The following is a 17484-nucleotide window of genomic DNA, read 5'->3' as shown; positions in this document are numbered from 1 at the left end:
CTCCGGGGATCTTATAAGCACAATTATTCTGGTACAAATGCAGATACAGGCCCTAATTCCTTTTCTAAATAACTGTGAATATTCGCTGGGTATTTCTCTACCACGGCGATATGTTTTTGAATCGTCTTATATAATTCATCATGATTCATTTGAATATAATCTTGCGTAAGCATTTTTCGAAGAAGAATAATTTCTTTAATATGCGCTCCCTCTTCTCCACTTATAACTCTCTCGTCCATTAAAATATCAATAATATCTTCGTAACTTCCTGGATCGCGCATAATAAATCCATCAATCATCGCATTTCCTACATCTAATATACAATCGATAATAAGATGGGCTATGCGCTCTAATGCATAAAATTCAAAATCGGTTTCATATGTCTTTTTCTCTTGAAATGTATTTGTTGCTCGTTCTAAACATACTAGCATTTGTTCTATTTTCTTTCTGTCTACGAAGTACATGAATGTCACCTACCTGGAAATTAAAGCATTTACATTTTAATTGTAACGCTTTCTTCTGAAAAAATCGACAATTTTTCGAATTCACCTTTTCCTCGTTATTTGTTATAGTTATATTTGTATGATTTTTGAAATTGGAGGAATGCAACCTTGGAACGTGAACTCGCACTAGAAATTGTCCGTGTAACAGAAGCAGCAGCCTTAGCATCCGCACAGTGGATGGGCCGCGGAAAGAAAAACGAAGCAGATGATGCAGCAACTACAGCTATGCGTGATATGTTCGATTCAGTAAACATGGCAGGTACAGTTGTAATCGGTGAAGGAGAACTTGATGAAGCACCGATGTTGTATATTGGTGAAGAACTAGGAACAGGTAACGGTCCAGAAGTAGATATCGCTGTTGACCCATTAGAAGGTACAAACATCGTTGCGAAAGGCCTTGCAAATGCAATGGCAGTTATCGCAATCGCAGATAAAGGAAACCTTCTTCATGCTCCGGATATGTACATGGAAAAAATCGCGGTTGGTCCAAAAGCAGCTGGTAAAATTAGCTTAGATGATCCAATTGAAAAAACAATTGAAATTGTAGCAGAAGCAAATAATAAAAAAATTCGTGACCTAACGGTTATCGTGCAAGAACGTGAACGTCATCAAGAAATTATTGACCGTGTTCGTGCAAAAGGTGCACGCGTAAAACTATTTGGTGATGGAGATGTTGGTGCATCAATCGCTACAGCTTTACCTGGAACAGGTATCGACTTATTCGTAGGTGTAGGCGGAGCTCCAGAAGGCGTTATTTCTGCAGCAGCATTAAAATGCCTTGAAGGTGAAATGCAAGCGCGCTTAGTTCCAATGAACGAAGAAGAAGAAGCTCGTTGTCGTGAAATGGGATTAGAAGATCCTCGTCAACTTCTTATGTTAGACGACTTAGTATCTGGTGATGACGCAATCTTCTCAGCAACAGGTGTATCTGCTGGTGAATTATTAGACGGCGTGAAATTCCTTGGCGGAGATTTAGCTGAAACATATTCTATCGTTATGCGTTATAAAACAAGAACGGTACGATTTATTAAAACACACCACCATTTAGACCATAAACCACACTTAAACTTAGATATTTAAAAAGGAGCCATGTATATGGAAGAACGTTTCTTTCTGTACGACGATACAGTCGCTACAAAAACTCGTTTCGTTAGCTTTATGGGGGAAAATGAGCGTCATGATTTAGCGCTTCTATACTCCGATCGTCATTACGGTAAAACGATAGTCCTTGATATGCAGAGCAACAAATTTGCTATCATCGGTCCTGACGATTTAAACGAACCAGGCTACTTAGAGCATGCATTTTCTACGTCTGAAGAAATTGCAGAAGAATTACGCTCATTTTTATTTGAACTTATATAATTTATCTTATACACCAGCTATTTTAGCTGGTGTTTTTTTACAGTTTAAATTTTGAATTTTCAATCTTATATGTTATACTTATGAACAAATCTATTTGGATAGAAAGGACGTTATCTACGTATGCCAACAGTTACTTTGTAATGGACCAGCAATTGGATAGCATTACTCTCAAAAAAGCACCGTGCTTTTTCAAGGGAGTAGTCTGCCCATTCCCATTACAAAGGAACGTAACGCATCTGTAGTATGATGTTTACGGAGGTTCCTCTTAGGGGAATCTCTTTTTATTTTTGTCTACTTCTCATATCTTCATACTACAAGACATCCAAATAGCTGTATTACGTTCCCTTGCCACTAATATAAGAGGTGAAGGAAAATGCAGAAAGTACAACTTTCTTGGAGTTTATATGAAAACGAGTTATCCACAATCGAAAGATATTGTAAAAATTGTAGGCGCACTACCCTTTTTACTGATACGAATATTCGCAGGCATAACGCAAACGGAAAAAACATATACCGATTTGCAATTTATAAATGTCCGAAAGATCATACGTGGAACCAAAAGCTTCACATTTATAAATCATTTACTGATCACGTTGAAACTGTCGATATGACTCAGCAAGAACAAACTGAAACAAGTACTACCATTTCCATTACACAATACAAAGAAAGTGGTATAGCCGAAATAACGATCGTATTAGACATAGTTTTCGGTTCCCACCGGATTGATAAAGTGTTATCCACATATATTTCAGATTGGAGCCGCACTATCATTGTGGATAAAATTAAAAATGGGCATATCCAATTGAACGGGCAACAAATGAAACCAAATACAATACTTTCTGAAGGCGATCATATCTCGATTTGTTTGTAAGGGGGAGTCTCATGCTAAAAGTGAGAAAAGGTACGATTGATTTATTAGACGAATTAGATGGAATGTATATCGAATGTAAAACAACACTCTTACAAAATCAAATTTACCAATGGGACGATTCTTATCCGACGCGCGAACACATTTCCTATCATTTAGAACAGGACGAATTGTATTGTCTATTCCAAGACCAAGTACTTGTCGGCGCTGTTGTCTTAAACGAAGCAGAGTCTCCAGAATACAAATTAATTGACTGGTCAGAAACAGAAGGACGCTTTCTTATCGTCCACTCTTTTGTCATCCATCCGCTCGCGCAAGGCAAAGGATATAGTAAAGTACTTTTATCCTTTTGGGAAAGTGAAGCAAGACGAATGGGCTACACAGGAATACGCCTAGATTGCTTTACAGGTAATCCCGTTTCATTAAGCCTATACGAAAAAAACAATTATATTTGCCGAGGTGCTGTTTACTTTTCAAGTAAACAGCCTCCTCATAATTGGTATAATTGCTATGAAAAAATCCTCTTACAATCGTAAGAGGATCTTTTTATTTCTTCACTTTTCGTAATACGAAGTGTGCACAACCGAAGTTACAGTACTCGTATAAATACTCTGATAAAGTACTAATTTTCGTATCATATGTCGAACGTTGATTACTATCATCAAAGAATCCACGCAATCTAAGTTGCTCATAGCCCCAGTCTCCAACGATATAATCATATTTATTTAAAATTTCTGCATAGCGCTCTTTAAATGCTTCTTCACTAAAACCGTCACGAAAGTTTTTAATTACTTCGTACTGAACATTATTAACGCTCACCGTAGTATGAATCTCTTGCTTTTGCTCCATTATGAACTTCCTCTCTAAGCATTCTTCTTTTTATCGTATCACAAAGCATAACAACCAACAATTTCAAATACAAAAAATTGAAAATTAGTGCATGCTATGGAGAAGGAGGTGATACATCGTGAAAAAGCAAATTATACTCTCTCTTCTCACTCTTTCCTTATTTGCAGGCTGCCAATCAACTAATAAAGCCGAAATGGAGCGTGAAGAAGGAAGTCGTGTTCTTGTTTCCAACAAAAACGACATGTATCATACGGAAAACACAAATACACGATTAACGAGAGTCGGTTATTCTTCTAAACAGAAGCATGAAGTATCTAACAAACAAGTAGGCGCTATTAACCGTGAGAAAGTCGCCGAAATGATTACGAGCATGACAGTCAAACTTCCCGACGTCACCAATGCCGCTACACTCGTTACCGACGACGAAGTGTTCGTTGTATACCGCGCAAACACAACGGACCCGAAACTCGTAACAGATCAAGTATATAAAACAGCTTTGTCCATCGTCCCTCGCTATTATAAAGCATATGTATCAACAAACCAAAAGTTGATTTCTCAAATTCAAGGCCTTCAATCTGGTAGCTTAAACGATAAAGAATATGAACAAAGCCTTGATATGCTAAAACGCGAAATGAGCAACAACCCTCATTTGAGCAATACAGGGGATCAAACTTTAAATAATATGATAAAAAAATAAAAAGGTGGAGAAAACCTCCACCTTTTTACTATTTCTTACGATTTGCATAAACCTCCATCGCATCACACATAAACTGCGCTAAACCTTCACCAAACTTATCAATATTTTTCGTAAAGCGCTCATCAGCAACATACATTTGACCGAGTCCCTTAAAGGCCTCTAATGAATATTCACCGAAGTTTTGCAAGTAATCGTACCATACCCCGATTGCGTCTTGCGCCTCTTTAGAATCAGGTGCTCCATTTCGAAGTGTCGCTAGCTTTCTGTAAATATTATTAAACTCCTCCTGTTTCTCTGTAGACATACCCTTCGCTGTTTTATTCGCTTTATCTACAGCCTCATCCCCCCATCGTTCACGTGCTTCTTCTTCGTACGGGTTATGACTAAAATCGAACCCTTCAAATTTCTCTTTATTCGTCATTTTAATCTCTCCTTTTGTATGCTGAATTGTTTTATTAATCGTCGCTATCACTTTATCCAATCTAGCCCGCTTTTCAAGAAGCATTTTCTTATGAAGCTGTAATGCCTCTTCACGGTTGAATAAAGGACTCATGATAATTTCCTTAATCTTCTTTAAAGGGAAGCCAAGCTCTTTAAAAAATAAAATTTGCTGTAGTGCTTCTAAATTTTCATTGGAATACAGACGATATCCAGACTCTGTCGTCTCATCTGGGGTTAACAACCCAATTTCATCGTAATGATGCAGTGTGCGCACACTAATTCCAACTAAATTAGCTACTTCTTTTACCCTCATTGTCATGCGTATCTCCCCCTTAATACATACGATAAAGTATGACGCAACGTTAGAGTCAATAAAAATTTCATTTTATATTTGAAAGATTCATCTCTCCACATTCTCCTACATTTCATGCATAATATATATGTACATACATTAGAAAGCGGTGAAAGTATGGTTTCAAATACTGTAATTGCCAGCATCATAATTCAACTCGTTGTTTCGGTTCTGGTCCCAATTATTGTACTCGTTTATTTCCGTAAGAAATATAATATTAATTGGAAAATAGTTGGCGTTGGTGTCCTTATCTTTATCGGGTTTACCCAAATACTCGAAACACCCTTCCAATTATTCATGCGTGGTAATCCCACAACAGCTGAGTTTTTAAAGAACCCATTTATCTTTTCGATTTTCGGCGGACTAACTGCTGGTATTTTTGAAGAATTAGGGCGTTTCGTTGCCTTTTACTACTTACTGAAAAAATATCGAGATTATAAAGACGGCCTTGCGTACGGAATTGGTCACGGCGGTATTGAATCGATTTTAGTCGGCGGATTCGCTGGGCTTCAAACTCTTACCTTTGCAACATCTATTAACAATGGTAGCTTCGCTCAAATGGTTGAACAATACCCTCAGCTGATTCATGTGAAGGACTTGTTAATAGAGCAACCTGCCTATTTTTACTTACTCGGTAGCCTAGAAAGAATTATGGCACTCGTTCTACAAATTGCTTTCACAACGCTTGTCGTATATGCGGTAAAACAGAAGGAATATATTTTCCTCGTATATGCTATACTATTCCACGCACTTGTGGACTTTTTCGCAGCACTTTACCAAACAAAAATGATTAACATCTTTGTAGCAGAAGGAATTACTCTTCTCTTCGCGATTGGCGCTTTCGTTCTTATTCGCAAAATGAAAGAGAAATTAGTGAGTGTACCAGAGTAAAAAATAACCCACCAATTGGTGGGTTATTTTTTATCCCGCTATTTGCGGGCAGTAAGACTCTCACCTCAAAGTTCGGCGAATACAGGGAAGTTCCGTGAGAGATCAACTGCCCGTAACTGCCCGATTGGTTCAACTAATAATCAGTGGACAAATCCCCCACTGATTAAAGTTTCACTTTATACGGATTATCGTAATGGTGATAACTTTTTCCACTTACAAGCTCCCTCTTTGTTTCTGCATCTATAACGATGTACTTATGAAACTCTTCTACCTCATTTTGAGAAAAGGAAGCGAAAAAGTATACTTGGCGATCAGGGTGAATAAACAAATCTTGAAGCACCACTCTACTACGACAGCCGACAGCTGTTTTTTGCCTGAAAATAAATTCCTCATCGGCCACTTCTTTAAATAAGATCTTTTTACGAACACTATACGCTGCATTTTTGTATTCTTTATATACCTTCTTATCCAACTGTTCATAAAAAACATCCTCACTCACAAATGGCTTATTTCGATTACTTGGATAGTCTAATTTTTGATTTGATTCTGCATATGTTGTGGACAATTGCGCGAGAAAACAAATAATGAATACAATACATATCATTTTTTTCATAATGACACCTCAATTTTTTTTATCCACATTACTTTTCCACATACTTAGATCACTATGCCCTTTCCAATAAAAAGGAATTTTTTCCACATTTGTCGAAGTATATATCGTCAACTTGAAAGATGGGGATGAAATATGAAGAAAATTATTGTAATCAGGCATTGTTCAGCAACTGGACAAGAGCGTAATGCCGAATTAACAAGTGTAGGAAGAGATCAATCAAACATCGTTGCTAAATTCCTCATAGAAAATCATGTACAAATAGACTATATTATTTCAAGCCCATTTGTCCGAGCTATCGATTCCATTCGGCCCTATGCGCTCCAAACCAACTTATCTATCCAAGAAGATGAACGATTAGCTGAACGAATATTAAGCAACGTTCCAATGGATGATTGGATGCAAAAGCTAGAATACACTTTTACAAATATAGAGATTGCCTTTTCAGGCGGAGAGTCAACAAAACAAGCAACGGACCGTGCTATATCGCTTATCCAGGACGTTTTAAAATTAGAACATACTACAACACTACTCGTTACGCATGGCAACTTACTTACCCTTATTTTAAAGCACTTTGATCATACGATTGGTTTTAATGAATGGAAATGTTTAACGAATCCTGATATTTACGAAATTACAATCGATGAACAATGTATCATAAAACGATTATGTGAAGCACCGTCCAAGTAATATCCCTTTCCAAAACATTCAGTTGACGCCGCGAGAAGAGACTGTACTAACAATAGAAAGGGGTATCACTCCATATGTACGAAGACGTACTTTCTTTACTACATAAAACAAATGCTTCTTATGAAAAATTTGAACACGAACCAGTACTTGACTATGAGACTGATCGCATCGTTCGTGAAAGGCTCGGCTTACAAGGTACTCCAAGTAAAAGCTTGTTTTTAAAATCAAAACCTGGGGCTTATTACGTATTTTTTACGTTAGAAGGAACTCGGCTTAACCGAGGAGAGATGAAAGAAATAACAGGAGAGAGCTTATCTCTCTGTTCACCTGATGAACTAAGAGAAGAGACTGGTTGCACTCCAGGATGTGTAGCTCCTTTCGGTTATTCACAAGATGTAACGATTATTGTGGACAATTCCATTTATACTTACGATAAAATTTTAATTACACCTGGTGTACCTGAATTTACAATTGAATTATCCACAGAGGAATTAAAAAAGATTTTATCCACATGTCAAAATACAGTTTTAGCGTATAAGAAAAAAGAGAGCTAATGATTAGCTCTCTTTTTTTACTATTTCGCTTCTGCTGTTTTTTCTTTCGCAGAACGTACTTGCTCGTCCGCATGATAAGAAGAACGTACAAGTGGACCAGCTTCACAGTGGCTAAAGCCTTTGCTAAGTGCAATTTCTTTAAGCTCTGCAAATTCTGCTGGTGGGTAATATTTAAGAACTGGTAAATGCTTCTTAGATGGTTGTAGGTATTGTCCAAGAGTTAAAATATCCACATTGTTTGCACGTAAGTCATCCATTGCTTCAATTAAATCTTCTCTTGTTTCACCTAAGCCCACCATAATGCTCGATTTAGTTGGAATATCAGGCTGCATTTCTTTTGCTCGACGTAAAAACTCTAATGAACGGTCATATTTTGCTCTAGCGCGAACTCGGTTAGATAATCGACGTACTGTTTCAATGTTATGGTTCAAAATATCTGGTTTTGCATCCATTAACATTTTTAAGTTTTCTTCTACCCCACCCATATCAGATGGTAATACTTCGATAGACGTGAATGGATTTTTACGACGTACAGCGCGTACTGTTTCAGCGAAAACAGCTGCTCCGCCGTCCTTTAAATCATCACGTGCAACCGCTGTTATAACAACGTGCTTTAAGCCCATTTGTACTACAGAATCTGCTACGCGTTCTGGTTCTTGTAAATCAAGCTCAGTTGGTAAGCCTGTTTTAACCGCACAAAAACGACAAGCACGTGTACAAACCGCACCTAAGATCATAAATGTTGCTGTTTTCCTTACAGCCCAGCATTCATGAATATTCGGACATTTCGCCTCTTCACAAACTGTATGAAGATTCTTAGAACGCATCATTTTCTTTAAGCCTGTATAGTTTTCATTCGTGTTTAACTTAATTTTCAACCATTCGGGCTTGCGCTTATACTCTGTTTGTTTTGTCATGGTTATCAACTCCGCACAATATGAAATAGTTTACCGTGTTCGCTTCTTTCAATGTAACATATCTATTCTAACGTATGAAAGCGATTTGCTCAAATGAAGATTCTAAGATTTTTTCCAATCGTTCCCTATAATGAAATACTCCGTATATCCCACACTAAAAAGAGTGATGTTGTGAAAGGAGTCTATTTCATGCTTCGAAAAATTTCTCTTTTGCTTTCGATTTGCTTTCTTCTCCACCAAAACATCGCTTACGGTGAAGATAATCAGCAAAGCATATATGAAAAGCGCATGGCACTATATAAAGAAACTGAGCAATCTTCAAGTATTCCGTGGTATTACTTAGCTGCAATGGATCAATACGAAAGAAACATAAGGAGCGTAAGAAAGGATATTCCGAAAAAACCAGATGCCATCATTTCCCTTTATTTCAAACCTGAAATATGGGCTGGACCTGTTAATAGTAATGATACTCTCCCCCATACGATTTCTCTATTTGGCGGAATGGGTTTAGATGGTGACAAAGATGGATTTGCGAATGCAAATACCGATCGTGATCTTCTGCATACAGCAGCAACTATTTTAAAGAAACAAGGAACGTCAGAAGACCGTATTAACATTATGCTTTGGGAATATTATAGACGTGCAAAAACAGTTGAATTAATTACCGAATACGCCCGAATTTATAAACATTATGGACGCATTAATTTAGAAGGAAATGCTTTCCCTCTCCCGATTCGCAGTGACCATAGCTATCGTAGTACTTTTGGTGCTGGTAGAAGTTTTGGCGGCAGGAGAATTCATGAAGGAACCGATATTTTTGCTAGATATGGCGTACCAGTACGATCAACTTGCTATGGCGTTATTGAAACAAAAGGATGGAATCGTCTTGGTGGATGGCGCATTGGTATTCGTGACCTTCATAATAATTACCACTATTACGCTCATTTAGGTGGGTTCTCTAAAGAAATACAGCTCGGACAAATTGTCGAACCAGGAAAAGTAATCGGATTTGTCGGTAGTACCGGCTACGGTCCTCCTGGTACAGCCGGAAAATTCCCGCCCCACTTACATTTCGGCATGTATAAAGACAATGGCTATACAGAATGGGCTTTCGATCCATACATGCATTTAAGCATTTGGGAACGAAAAGAACGAGCAAATACAAAACGATAACCGTAGCGAATTGCTACGGTTATTTTTATAAATATAAATCCATAGAATACTACTGACTAATTATCCGTTTTCTTTTTATCTGGTACAACAACTCCGCCACTTCCATAATAAGTAGGCACTTCACCTTGAACGATGCGCGTCGCAATCGGAATGTTTTGCTTCACCTTAATTTCTTTTGTGCGTAACGGAATCATAACTTGTAACGTCACTTCCACTTCCATAATAATTTTGATCGCTGTATTATTAATTCCTTGTGGCTCAACTAACTGTTTAATATCCGTATTCACATGACCAATTGGCGTAAAATTAATCGGAATATCCGGCCCTATATTACCAAGAAGCGCATTATCAGTTATGCGCCCAAAAGGGACTGACATAGATACCCCATTCTCTTCAAAAATACCAAGTGCTTTCGTATCCCCTTTTTCTACTTGTTGTAAATATTTCTCTATGTATGCAGTAGTCGATGTTAATATTTCATTTACTTGTTTTGTATTTAAATCAATTGTAGATACTTTCCCGTTCCTATCCGTTTGTACTTTCATTAATGAATCTACATCAAACCCTTCATTAATTCTATCTTTTACTGCTTTCGTCATAACTGCTGTTGCCATTTTATGCGTCTCTGTTTCCCCATACTTAATTAACGTTGGCTGAATACTTTTATTTACAATCCATAAACCTTGAACTACCATTACGATAAAAATGATAAACGAAATAAGCAGTATATACCGAAAGGAAATCGGTCCCCTTCGAAACCGCGAATTTTTCGAACGAAATATGCTCATAAGAAAACCCTCCTTCTTATACTATTTCTATGCAAGAAAGAGGGTCGATATATGCTTATCTCATTTTTAATAGTGCATCTTTTCCGATTGTGCCTACCGGAATGCCTAAAGCTTCGGCTTCAATCGTTACCGATTCTAGCGGTGCTTCAAGAAGTTGTTCAATCGTTCTTACACCAACCACACGGCCAGCAATAATTCCTCGATCTCCTAACTTCTCATTTAGAAGACCTACATCTAAAGCACCGCACATAATATATCCTTTATCGCTCATTACAGCTAGCAAATTTGTCTTCGGAAGTTTTACGCTAACAGCAATGAACGTATAGTTATCAATTATAATTGGCTCTACATTAACCATAGTTCACACTCCTCTCTTTCTTATCTGTATGACAAGAGAAAAATGAGTGTTACAAGTTAACTAGCCTATAGTTTGACTGTAGATGTATAAGTTATCAACATGTCTGTTAACACATCTCTAAGTAATTCTGGCATATAATATTGTTTGTCAGAAAGTGTGGATAGCTCTGGGTATAAGTATCCGAATGTAAACATATCAATCGTTCCTACCGTATATATCCGGTCTAATTCCAGCGATTCGCCATTAATCAATACATCTTCTAGTAAAATTTTATTCCCTGGAATCGTATCTGGAATCACTTCCAAACCATCGTAAATCATTTTCCCCATTACTTTTCCACGAAATCCGAATCCTTTCACCTCAAGATTCTCCATATTCGGACGGCGCGCTTTCAAAATAACTTCTCTTAACGTTTTCCCTGGTACTTTTAATAGACATGGATTAATTGGATGTGGACAAATTCGATGAATATCTCCGCGCGTCACAACACCTTCATTTAATCCCTCAAGAAGTACACCAGCGTTCACCATCCCAACATCCGCATTACACCACTCTTTAAGTGCACTTGCTAACATATGAGAAAATGGCGTCTCCTTAAACCAATCAACCGGCAATGATTCTTTTAAATGAACGACAGGCTCAGCCATTATATGTTTACTTTCTTCCTTTAGCATTTCAATTGTGGATAACGGCTCGCTATAAGCACCTAAGCGTTCTGTCTTAATCGCTCTACCGTCTTTTTTCAACAACCTCTTCGTCTCTTTATCCACAGTAAGCTGAACGTGACCAACGTAATGTCCCCACTTTTCACAACAGCAAAGCAAGGTATCGTTTACAAGAACGCCACGCTCAAATAAATGATGCGTATGTGCCCCTAAAATAACATCTATATCATAATGCTCCGCCATATACTCATCCATACTTTTTCCAAGATGAGAAAGCACAACAGTAATATGAGCTGTATCCTTAACTTCTTCTAAAATAGACTCTAAATGGATGATTGGATCTTCAATATGCCAGTCTAACATATGATAAAACTCTGGATAAGCTACCGTTAATCCAATAAAGGCAATCGTAATCCCATCTGTCGTTGTATGTAATTTATAAGGCTGCGCCCATGCCGGACGTACACCTTCTTTTTCAAATAAATTCGCTACGAGCACCTCAAACCCAGCATCATCATATAGACGATTCAAATGCTCTTTCGCTAACGTAATTCCTTCATTATTTCCGATCGTTACATAATCATATAACGCCTCATTTAAAAGCTTTGTATTCCCAAGTCCATTTGTCGCTTCCGAAATACTATGAAAACGATCCACATGATCGCCAATATCCACAGTTAAAACAGTCTCTCCCGCTTCCTGTCTTCGCTTTTTCTCCCCTAGTACAAACCGAGAAATTTGCGGCCAATTTTCAAAATGACTATGTATATCGTTTGTATGATAAAGGTGGATGATTGTTTCTTTATTTATATTCAGAGAAAAAACCTCCTCTCAGTTCCTTACTGCCATTTACGCTACACGTACGCAATAATCCTGTAAATACTTTTCGTCTTTTCTTGCTATTCTACATTGTACTCGCATTGTGAGAAAAAGCAAAAGATTGTCCTTTATTGTTTAAACAAATAAGCAATGTAAAAATGGCATCCAAAATTTTTATTAAGTTTATTTTATTAATTGAATCGTTACAACTCCTTACTTTTACTGGTGTTTTCGATATTGATGACCTCATACTGAATATGCTAGGTGCTTTAATTGGTTATGGTTCTTTTGTTGGGATGAAGCATATTTGGGAGCGTGTTAAATCTGTGGATAAGATGGATGCGATTTAGGTTCGGGGTATTTACCCATCTCAGCTTATAGAACATAAAAAAGCGCCCTGCTATGCAGGGCGCTTCTCATATATTAACCAGTTCCAGCGGCTAGAATGTCCAGCTTCGCCTCCTAGACCCTCATGTCTAAGAACCTTCCGCACCAGAAGATAAAAAGCATCTTCTGTGCGGAAGAACCTTAGCCAACGGGTCTGAACAGTCGGCTCCGCATTTCTATTTAACCAATAGAACCTTCCATCTCAAACTTGATTAGGCGGTTCATTTCAACTGCGTATTCCATTGGAAGTTCGCGAGTGAATGGCTCGATGAAGCCCATTACGATCATTTCTGTAGCTTCTTGCTCAGAAATACCGCGGCTCATTAGGTAGAATAATTGTTCTTCTGATACTTTAGATACTTTCGCTTCATGCTCAAGTGAAACGTAATCGTTTTTGATTTCGTTGTAAGGAATTGTATCAGATGTAGATTGGTTATCCATGATTAACGTATCACACTCGATGTTAGAACGAGAGTTTTTCGCTTTTGGTCCGAATTGTACGATACCACGGTAAGTTACTTTACCACCATGCTTCGCAATCGATTTAGAAACGATTGTTGAAGATGTGTTTGGTGCTAAGTGAATCATTTTCGCACCAGCATCTTGGTGTTGGCCTTTACCAGCAATCGCGATAGATAATGTTAAACCACGAGCGCCTTCGCCTTTTAAGATAACTGCTGGGTATTTCATCGTTAATTTAGATCCGATGTTACCGTCAATCCATTCCATCGTTGCGTTTTCTTCACAAACCGCACGCTTTGTAACTAGGTTGTATACGTTGTTCGCCCAGTTTTGGATTGTTGTATAACGGCAATATGCATCTTTCTTAATGATGATCTCTACTACCGCACTATGAAGTGAGTTAGTCGTGTAAACAGGTGCTGTACAACCTTCTACGTAATGTACGTGTGCGCCTTCGTCTACGATGATAAGCGTACGCTCGAATTGTCCCATATTTTCAGAGTTAATACGGAAATACGCTTGAAGTGGTGTATCCACTTTAATACCTTTTGGAACGTAGATGAATGATCCACCAGACCAAACTGCAGAGTTTAATGCAGAGAATTTGTTGTCTGTTGGTGGGATTATTTTTCCGAAATGCTCACGGAAAATATCTTCATTCTCTTTTAATGCGCTATCTGTATCTTTGAAGACGACTCCTAGAGCTTCTAGGTCTTCTTTCATGTTGTGGTATACAACTTCAGATTCGTACTGTGCAGATACACCAGCTAAATATTTTTGCTCAGCTTCAGGAATACCTAATTTATCAAATGTCGCTTTAATTTCCTCAGGTACTTCATCCCAAGACTTCTCAGATTTCTCAGATGGTTTTACGTAGTACGTAATTTCATCGAAATCTAAGTCGTTTAAGTCGCCGCCCCATTGTGGCATTGGCATTTCATAGAACTTATCCAGTGATTTTAAACGGAAGTCTAACATCCACTGTGGTTCTTCTTTCATACGTGAAATCTCTTCAACGATCTCTTTTGTTAAACCGCGTCCAGCACGGAAAATCGAAACGTCTTTATCCTTGAAACCATATTTATAATCGCCGATATCTGGCAGTTGCTTCGCCATGTTGGTGTGTCCCTCCTTATATAACCTCGTTTTTAGGAACCTTTAACATTACTTATCTTCGTTTAAGCCCTTTTCTAACGCTTTCCACGCTAATGTTGCACATTTAATACGTGCTGGGAACTTGCATACGCCTTGTAATGCTTCAATATCTCCTAAATCAATGCTGTCATCATACTCTTTTCCTAGCATCATGTCAGAGAAAATTTTAGAAAGCTGAAGTGCTTCTTCAATTTTCTTTCCTTTTACTGCTTGTGTCATCATTGAAGCTGAAGACATTGAGATTGAACATCCTTCGCCTTCAAACTTCGCTTCTTGTACAATACCCTCTTCTACTTTCATCGTAAGTTGAATACGATCGCCGCAAGTTGGATTGTTCAAGTTAACGGTAACACTATCTTCTAACACGCCATGGTTACGAGGATTTTTGTAATGATCCATAATAACTTGACGATATAACGTATCTAAATTATTAAATGACATTTGTGAAATACTCCTTTGTCTTGATTAGCGATTCAACAAATGTATCAATTTCTTCTTTTGTATTATATAAATAGAAGCTTGCACGTGCTGTAGAAGAAGCTTTTAGCCACTTCATAAGCGGTTGTGCACAGTGATGTCCTGCGCGAACCGCAATGCCTTCTACATCTAATACAGTTGCTACATCGTGAGGATGTACGTCATCAATATTAAATGTAACTAGACCAGCGCGATGCTTCGGACCATAAATTGTAACGCCATCTACTTCTGATAGTCTTTCTAAAGCGTATTGCGCTAATTCATGTTCATGCTTTTCAATATTATGAAGACCGATTTCTTCTAGGAAATCAATTGCCGCACCAAGTCCGATTGCATTACCGATAATCGGTGTACCTGCTTCGAATTTCCACGGAAGCTCTTTCCAAGTAGACTCTTGTAAATCTACGAAATCAATCATTTCACCACCAAATTCAATTGGTTCCATATTGTTTAGCAATTCTTTCTTACCATATAATACGCCGACACCTGTTGGTCCGCACATCTTATGAGCAGATAATGCGTAGAAATCACAGTTTAAATCCTGTACATCCACTTTCATATGAGGTGCACTTTGTGCTCCATCAACGATCATGATTGCACCGTTTTCGTGTGCGATTGCTCCGATTTCTTTTACAGGGTTAATCGTTCCAAGTACGTTTGACACGTGCATAATAGAAACGATTTTTGTATTCGATGTAACTGTTTGACGAACATCTTCTAACGAAATTGTTCCGTCTAGTTGAAGCGGAAGGTATTTTAAAGTTGCGCCAGTTTTCTTCGCAACTTGTTGCCACGGGATGATGTTACTATGGTGCTCCATGTAAGAAATAACGATTTCATCGCCTTCCTTTACATTTTCAAGACCATAGCTTGCTGCTACTGTATTTAATGCAGTTGTCGTTCCGCGTGTGAAAATAATCTCTTCCATTGATTTCGCATTAATAAACTTGCGAACTTTCTCACGCGCACCTTCATACGCGTCGGTAGCTTTCGTACCGAGCGTATGAACACCGCGATGCACGTTAGAATTGTATTCTTTATAGTAACGTTCTAACGTTTCAATGACTTGAATTGGTTTTTGAGAAGTTGCTGCACTATCGAAATAAACAAGTTGTTTGCCGTTCACTTTTTGATCAAGAATTGGAAACTGTTTGCGTATTTCATGAATATTCATTAGCGAACTTTCCTTTCAATTACCTCAACAAGCTGTGCCTTTACTCCTTCAATTGGAAGCGCATTTACTACAGGTGCTAAAAATCCATGGATGACTAAACGTTCTGCTTCGCGTTTTGGAATACCACGGCTCATCAAGTAGTATAATTGGTATGGATCTACGCGGCCTACTGAAGCTGCGTGACCTGCCATTACATCATCTTCGTCGATTAAAAGAATTGGGTTCGCATCACCGCGAGCTTTCTCGTCTAACATAAGAACGCGAGAAGATTGTTGTGCATTTGATTTAGATGCACCGTGTTCAATCTTACCAATTCCGTTAAAGATAGATGTTGCACTATCTTTTTGTACACCGTGTTTTAAGATCCAACCTTCAGAGTGTTTACCGAAGTGAACAACTTTAGTTGTAAAGTTTTGCGTTTGGTTACCACGGCCAATTGTTACTGTTTTCGTATCAGCAAATGATCCGTCGCCCATTAAGTTCGTAACGTTCTCTGAGATTGTGTTTCCGTCATTCATAAGGCCTAGAGCCCAATCAATACGACCGTCGCGTCCAACAACGCCGCGGCGGTTAACGTAAGTTGTTACATCTTTCGCTAATAGATCAACCGCACCGAATTTCACTTGTGCGCCTTGTTCTACAATTACTTCTGCTACGATATTTGCAATACCTTTAGCATTTTCATTTGCAACGTAGTTTTCTACATAAGTTGCAGTACTGTTCGCATCAGCTACGAATAATACGTGGTTATATACGTTAGCTTCTTCGCCGTCTACTAAAAATACAGCTTGAAGTGGCGTTTCAAGAACAACGTTTTTCGGAACATATACGAATGCACCGCCGTTGATTAATGCAGCATGAAGTGCAGTTAGACGATGTTCGTCTACTTTCACGCCGTCTTTCATTAAGTACTTTTGTACTAGTTCAGCATGCTCTGTTGCAGCTGTTGCGATATCTGTAAAAATAACACCTTTTTCTTTCGCCTCTTCTGCTAAAGAAACGAACGCAGTTGTACCAGTACGTTGTACTAATACGCTGTTATTTTCATCGATTAAGTTTTTCACTGCTTCTGAAAGTTCAGTTAGAGAACTTACAGGCTCTTGCTTAGCAGCGTCGCCTTTTCCGATAAAGTCCCATTTGTCAATTTTCGTTTTATCAGGCGTTGGCATTGGAAGTTCAGTTGCTTGTGCAAGAGCTTGTAAGCGGAACTCAGTCAACCAAGCAGCTTCGTTTACTTCGCTTGCGCGCTGACGGATTGTTTCTTGATCGAAAGGTAATGTACCGATTGTCAT

The 17484-nt window shown here is 38.3% G+C and carries 21 protein-coding genes and 1 pseudogene; 10 read left to right on the top strand and 12 right to left on the bottom strand.

Annotated elements, in window-relative coordinates:
• Window positions 1-23: 23 nt before the first annotated feature.
• On the bottom strand, window positions 24-464 hold the full coding sequence (locus FT637_RS15075) for a DUF86 domain-containing protein (RefSeq protein ID WP_193646979.1): 441 nt from the start codon (window positions 462-464) through the stop codon (window positions 24-26).
• A gap of 147 nt (window positions 465-611) precedes the next feature.
• Between FT637_RS15075 and glpX the strand changes: the two genes are divergently transcribed.
• The 4 genes from glpX (at window position 612) to FT637_RS15055 (ending at window position 3269) form a co-directional block, all read left to right on the top strand.
• Window positions 612-1583 (top strand): class II fructose-bisphosphatase, encoded by a 972-nt coding sequence (gene glpX, locus FT637_RS15070; RefSeq protein ID WP_002174048.1) that lies wholly within the window; start codon window positions 612-614, stop codon window positions 1581-1583.
• 15 nt (window positions 1584-1598) lie between these two features.
• Complete coding sequence (locus tag FT637_RS15065) at window positions 1599-1865, top strand: DUF3055 domain-containing protein (protein ID WP_193646978.1); 267 nt, start codon at window positions 1599-1601, stop codon at window positions 1863-1865.
• A gap of 373 nt (window positions 1866-2238) precedes the next feature.
• Window positions 2239-2736 carry a S4 domain-containing protein gene (locus FT637_RS15060; protein WP_193646977.1) on the top strand — a complete coding sequence of 166 codons (498 nt, stop codon included), beginning with the start codon at window positions 2239-2241 and terminating at the stop codon, window positions 2734-2736.
• An 11-nt stretch (window positions 2737-2747) separates the two neighbouring features.
• Complete coding sequence (locus FT637_RS15055; protein WP_193646976.1) at window positions 2748-3269, top strand: GNAT family N-acetyltransferase; 522 nt, start codon at window positions 2748-2750, stop codon at window positions 3267-3269.
• Between the two features lie 10 nt (window positions 3270-3279).
• Here FT637_RS15055 and FT637_RS15050 read toward each other — a convergent pair whose 3' ends face one another.
• Window positions 3280-3582, bottom strand: a complete 303-nt coding sequence (locus tag FT637_RS15050) for a YutD family protein (protein ID WP_000435944.1) — start codon at window positions 3580-3582, stop codon at window positions 3280-3282.
• A gap of 118 nt (window positions 3583-3700) precedes the next feature.
• Between FT637_RS15050 and FT637_RS15045 the strand changes: the two genes are divergently transcribed.
• Complete coding sequence (locus tag FT637_RS15045; protein WP_193646975.1) at window positions 3701-4279, top strand: YhcN/YlaJ family sporulation lipoprotein; 579 nt, start codon at window positions 3701-3703, stop codon at window positions 4277-4279.
• Between the two features lie 28 nt (window positions 4280-4307).
• On the opposite strand, the gene FT637_RS15040 is transcribed toward FT637_RS15045, so the two are convergent.
• On the bottom strand, window positions 4308-5039 hold the full coding sequence (locus FT637_RS15040) for a MerR family transcriptional regulator (RefSeq protein ID WP_193646974.1): 732 nt from the start codon (window positions 5037-5039) through the stop codon (window positions 4308-4310).
• Between the two features lie 108 nt (window positions 5040-5147).
• Between FT637_RS15040 and FT637_RS15035 the strand changes: the two genes are divergently transcribed.
• The gene (locus FT637_RS15035) at window positions 5148-5963 is read left to right on the top strand and encodes a YhfC family intramembrane metalloprotease (protein WP_193646973.1); all 816 of its coding nucleotides are present in this window, start codon (window positions 5148-5150) and stop codon (window positions 5961-5963) included.
• A 163-nt stretch (window positions 5964-6126) separates the two neighbouring features.
• Here the strand turns inward: FT637_RS15035 and FT637_RS15030 are convergent, their stop codons facing one another.
• On the bottom strand, window positions 6127-6576 hold the full coding sequence (locus FT637_RS15030) for a hypothetical protein (protein WP_193646972.1): 450 nt from the start codon (window positions 6574-6576) through the stop codon (window positions 6127-6129).
• Window positions 6577-6708: 132 nt separating this feature from the next.
• Here FT637_RS15030 and FT637_RS15025 point away from each other — a divergent pair, with 132 nt between their 5' ends.
• A complete protein-coding gene (locus tag FT637_RS15025) occupies window positions 6709-7263 on the top strand; it encodes a histidine phosphatase family protein (RefSeq protein WP_193646971.1) in 555 nt (184 codons plus the stop codon).
• A 74-nt stretch (window positions 7264-7337) separates the two neighbouring features.
• Window positions 7338-7817: a YbaK/EbsC family protein gene (locus FT637_RS15020; protein WP_193646970.1), complete on the top strand. Its 480-nt coding sequence runs from the start codon at window positions 7338-7340 to the stop codon at window positions 7815-7817.
• A 20-nt stretch (window positions 7818-7837) separates the two neighbouring features.
• Here FT637_RS15020 and lipA read toward each other — a convergent pair whose 3' ends face one another.
• On the bottom strand, window positions 7838-8734 hold the full coding sequence (gene lipA, locus FT637_RS15015) for a lipoyl synthase (protein WP_000166375.1): 897 nt from the start codon (window positions 8732-8734) through the stop codon (window positions 7838-7840).
• Between the two features lie 189 nt (window positions 8735-8923).
• Here lipA and FT637_RS15010 point away from each other — a divergent pair, with 189 nt between their 5' ends.
• A complete protein-coding gene (locus FT637_RS15010) occupies window positions 8924-9907 on the top strand; it encodes a M23 family metallopeptidase (RefSeq protein WP_193646969.1) in 984 nt (327 codons plus the stop codon).
• 56 nt (window positions 9908-9963) lie between these two features.
• Here FT637_RS15010 and yunB read toward each other — a convergent pair whose 3' ends face one another.
• From yunB to FT637_RS14995, 3 genes are all read right to left on the bottom strand, one after another.
• Complete coding sequence (yunB, locus tag FT637_RS15005; protein ID WP_016096601.1) at window positions 9964-10695, bottom strand: sporulation protein YunB; 732 nt, start codon at window positions 10693-10695, stop codon at window positions 9964-9966.
• A gap of 55 nt (window positions 10696-10750) precedes the next feature.
• Window positions 10751-11053, bottom strand: a complete 303-nt coding sequence (locus tag FT637_RS15000; protein WP_193646968.1) for a YunC family protein — start codon at window positions 11051-11053, stop codon at window positions 10751-10753.
• 65 nt (window positions 11054-11118) lie between these two features.
• Window positions 11119-12510, bottom strand: a complete 1392-nt coding sequence (locus FT637_RS14995; RefSeq protein WP_193647031.1) for a bifunctional metallophosphatase/5'-nucleotidase — start codon at window positions 12508-12510, stop codon at window positions 11119-11121.
• Window positions 12511-12662: 152 nt separating this feature from the next.
• On the opposite strand from FT637_RS14995, the pseudogene FT637_RS14990 reads away from it, so the two are divergent.
• A pseudogene (locus tag FT637_RS14990) lies at window positions 12663-12887 on the top strand (VanZ family protein); the annotation flags it as partial.
• Between the two features lie 217 nt (window positions 12888-13104).
• On the opposite strand, the gene sufB reads toward FT637_RS14990, so the two are convergent.
• The 4 genes from sufB to sufD are packed head-to-tail and all read right to left on the bottom strand — an operon-like array spanning window position 13105 to window position 17484.
• Window positions 13105-14502 (bottom strand): Fe-S cluster assembly protein SufB, encoded by a 1398-nt coding sequence (sufB, locus tag FT637_RS14985; protein ID WP_193646967.1) that lies wholly within the window; start codon window positions 14500-14502, stop codon window positions 13105-13107.
• Window positions 14503-14550: 48 nt separating this feature from the next.
• Entirely contained in the window at window positions 14551-14982 is a 432-nt protein-coding gene (sufU, locus tag FT637_RS14980) for a Fe-S cluster assembly sulfur transfer protein SufU (protein WP_000009523.1), read from the bottom strand.
• Window positions 14972-16192 carry a cysteine desulfurase SufS gene (gene sufS, locus FT637_RS14975; protein WP_193646966.1) on the bottom strand — a complete coding sequence of 407 codons (1221 nt, stop codon included), beginning with the start codon at window positions 16190-16192 and terminating at the stop codon, window positions 14972-14974. The genes sufU and sufS overlap by 11 nt, the downstream gene beginning before the upstream one ends.
• Window positions 16192-17484: a Fe-S cluster assembly protein SufD gene (gene sufD / locus FT637_RS14970; protein ID WP_193646965.1), complete on the bottom strand. Its 1293-nt coding sequence runs from the start codon at window positions 17482-17484 to the stop codon at window positions 16192-16194. Before sufD ends, sufS begins: the two co-directional genes overlap by 1 nt.

Origin of the sequence: Bacillus cereus (genome assembly GCF_015071065.1) — a bacterium.
GTDB lineage: Bacteria > Bacillota > Bacilli > Bacillales > Bacillaceae_G > Bacillus_A > Bacillus_A cereus_BA.
This window is presented reverse-complemented; position numbering and strand designations above follow the sequence as displayed.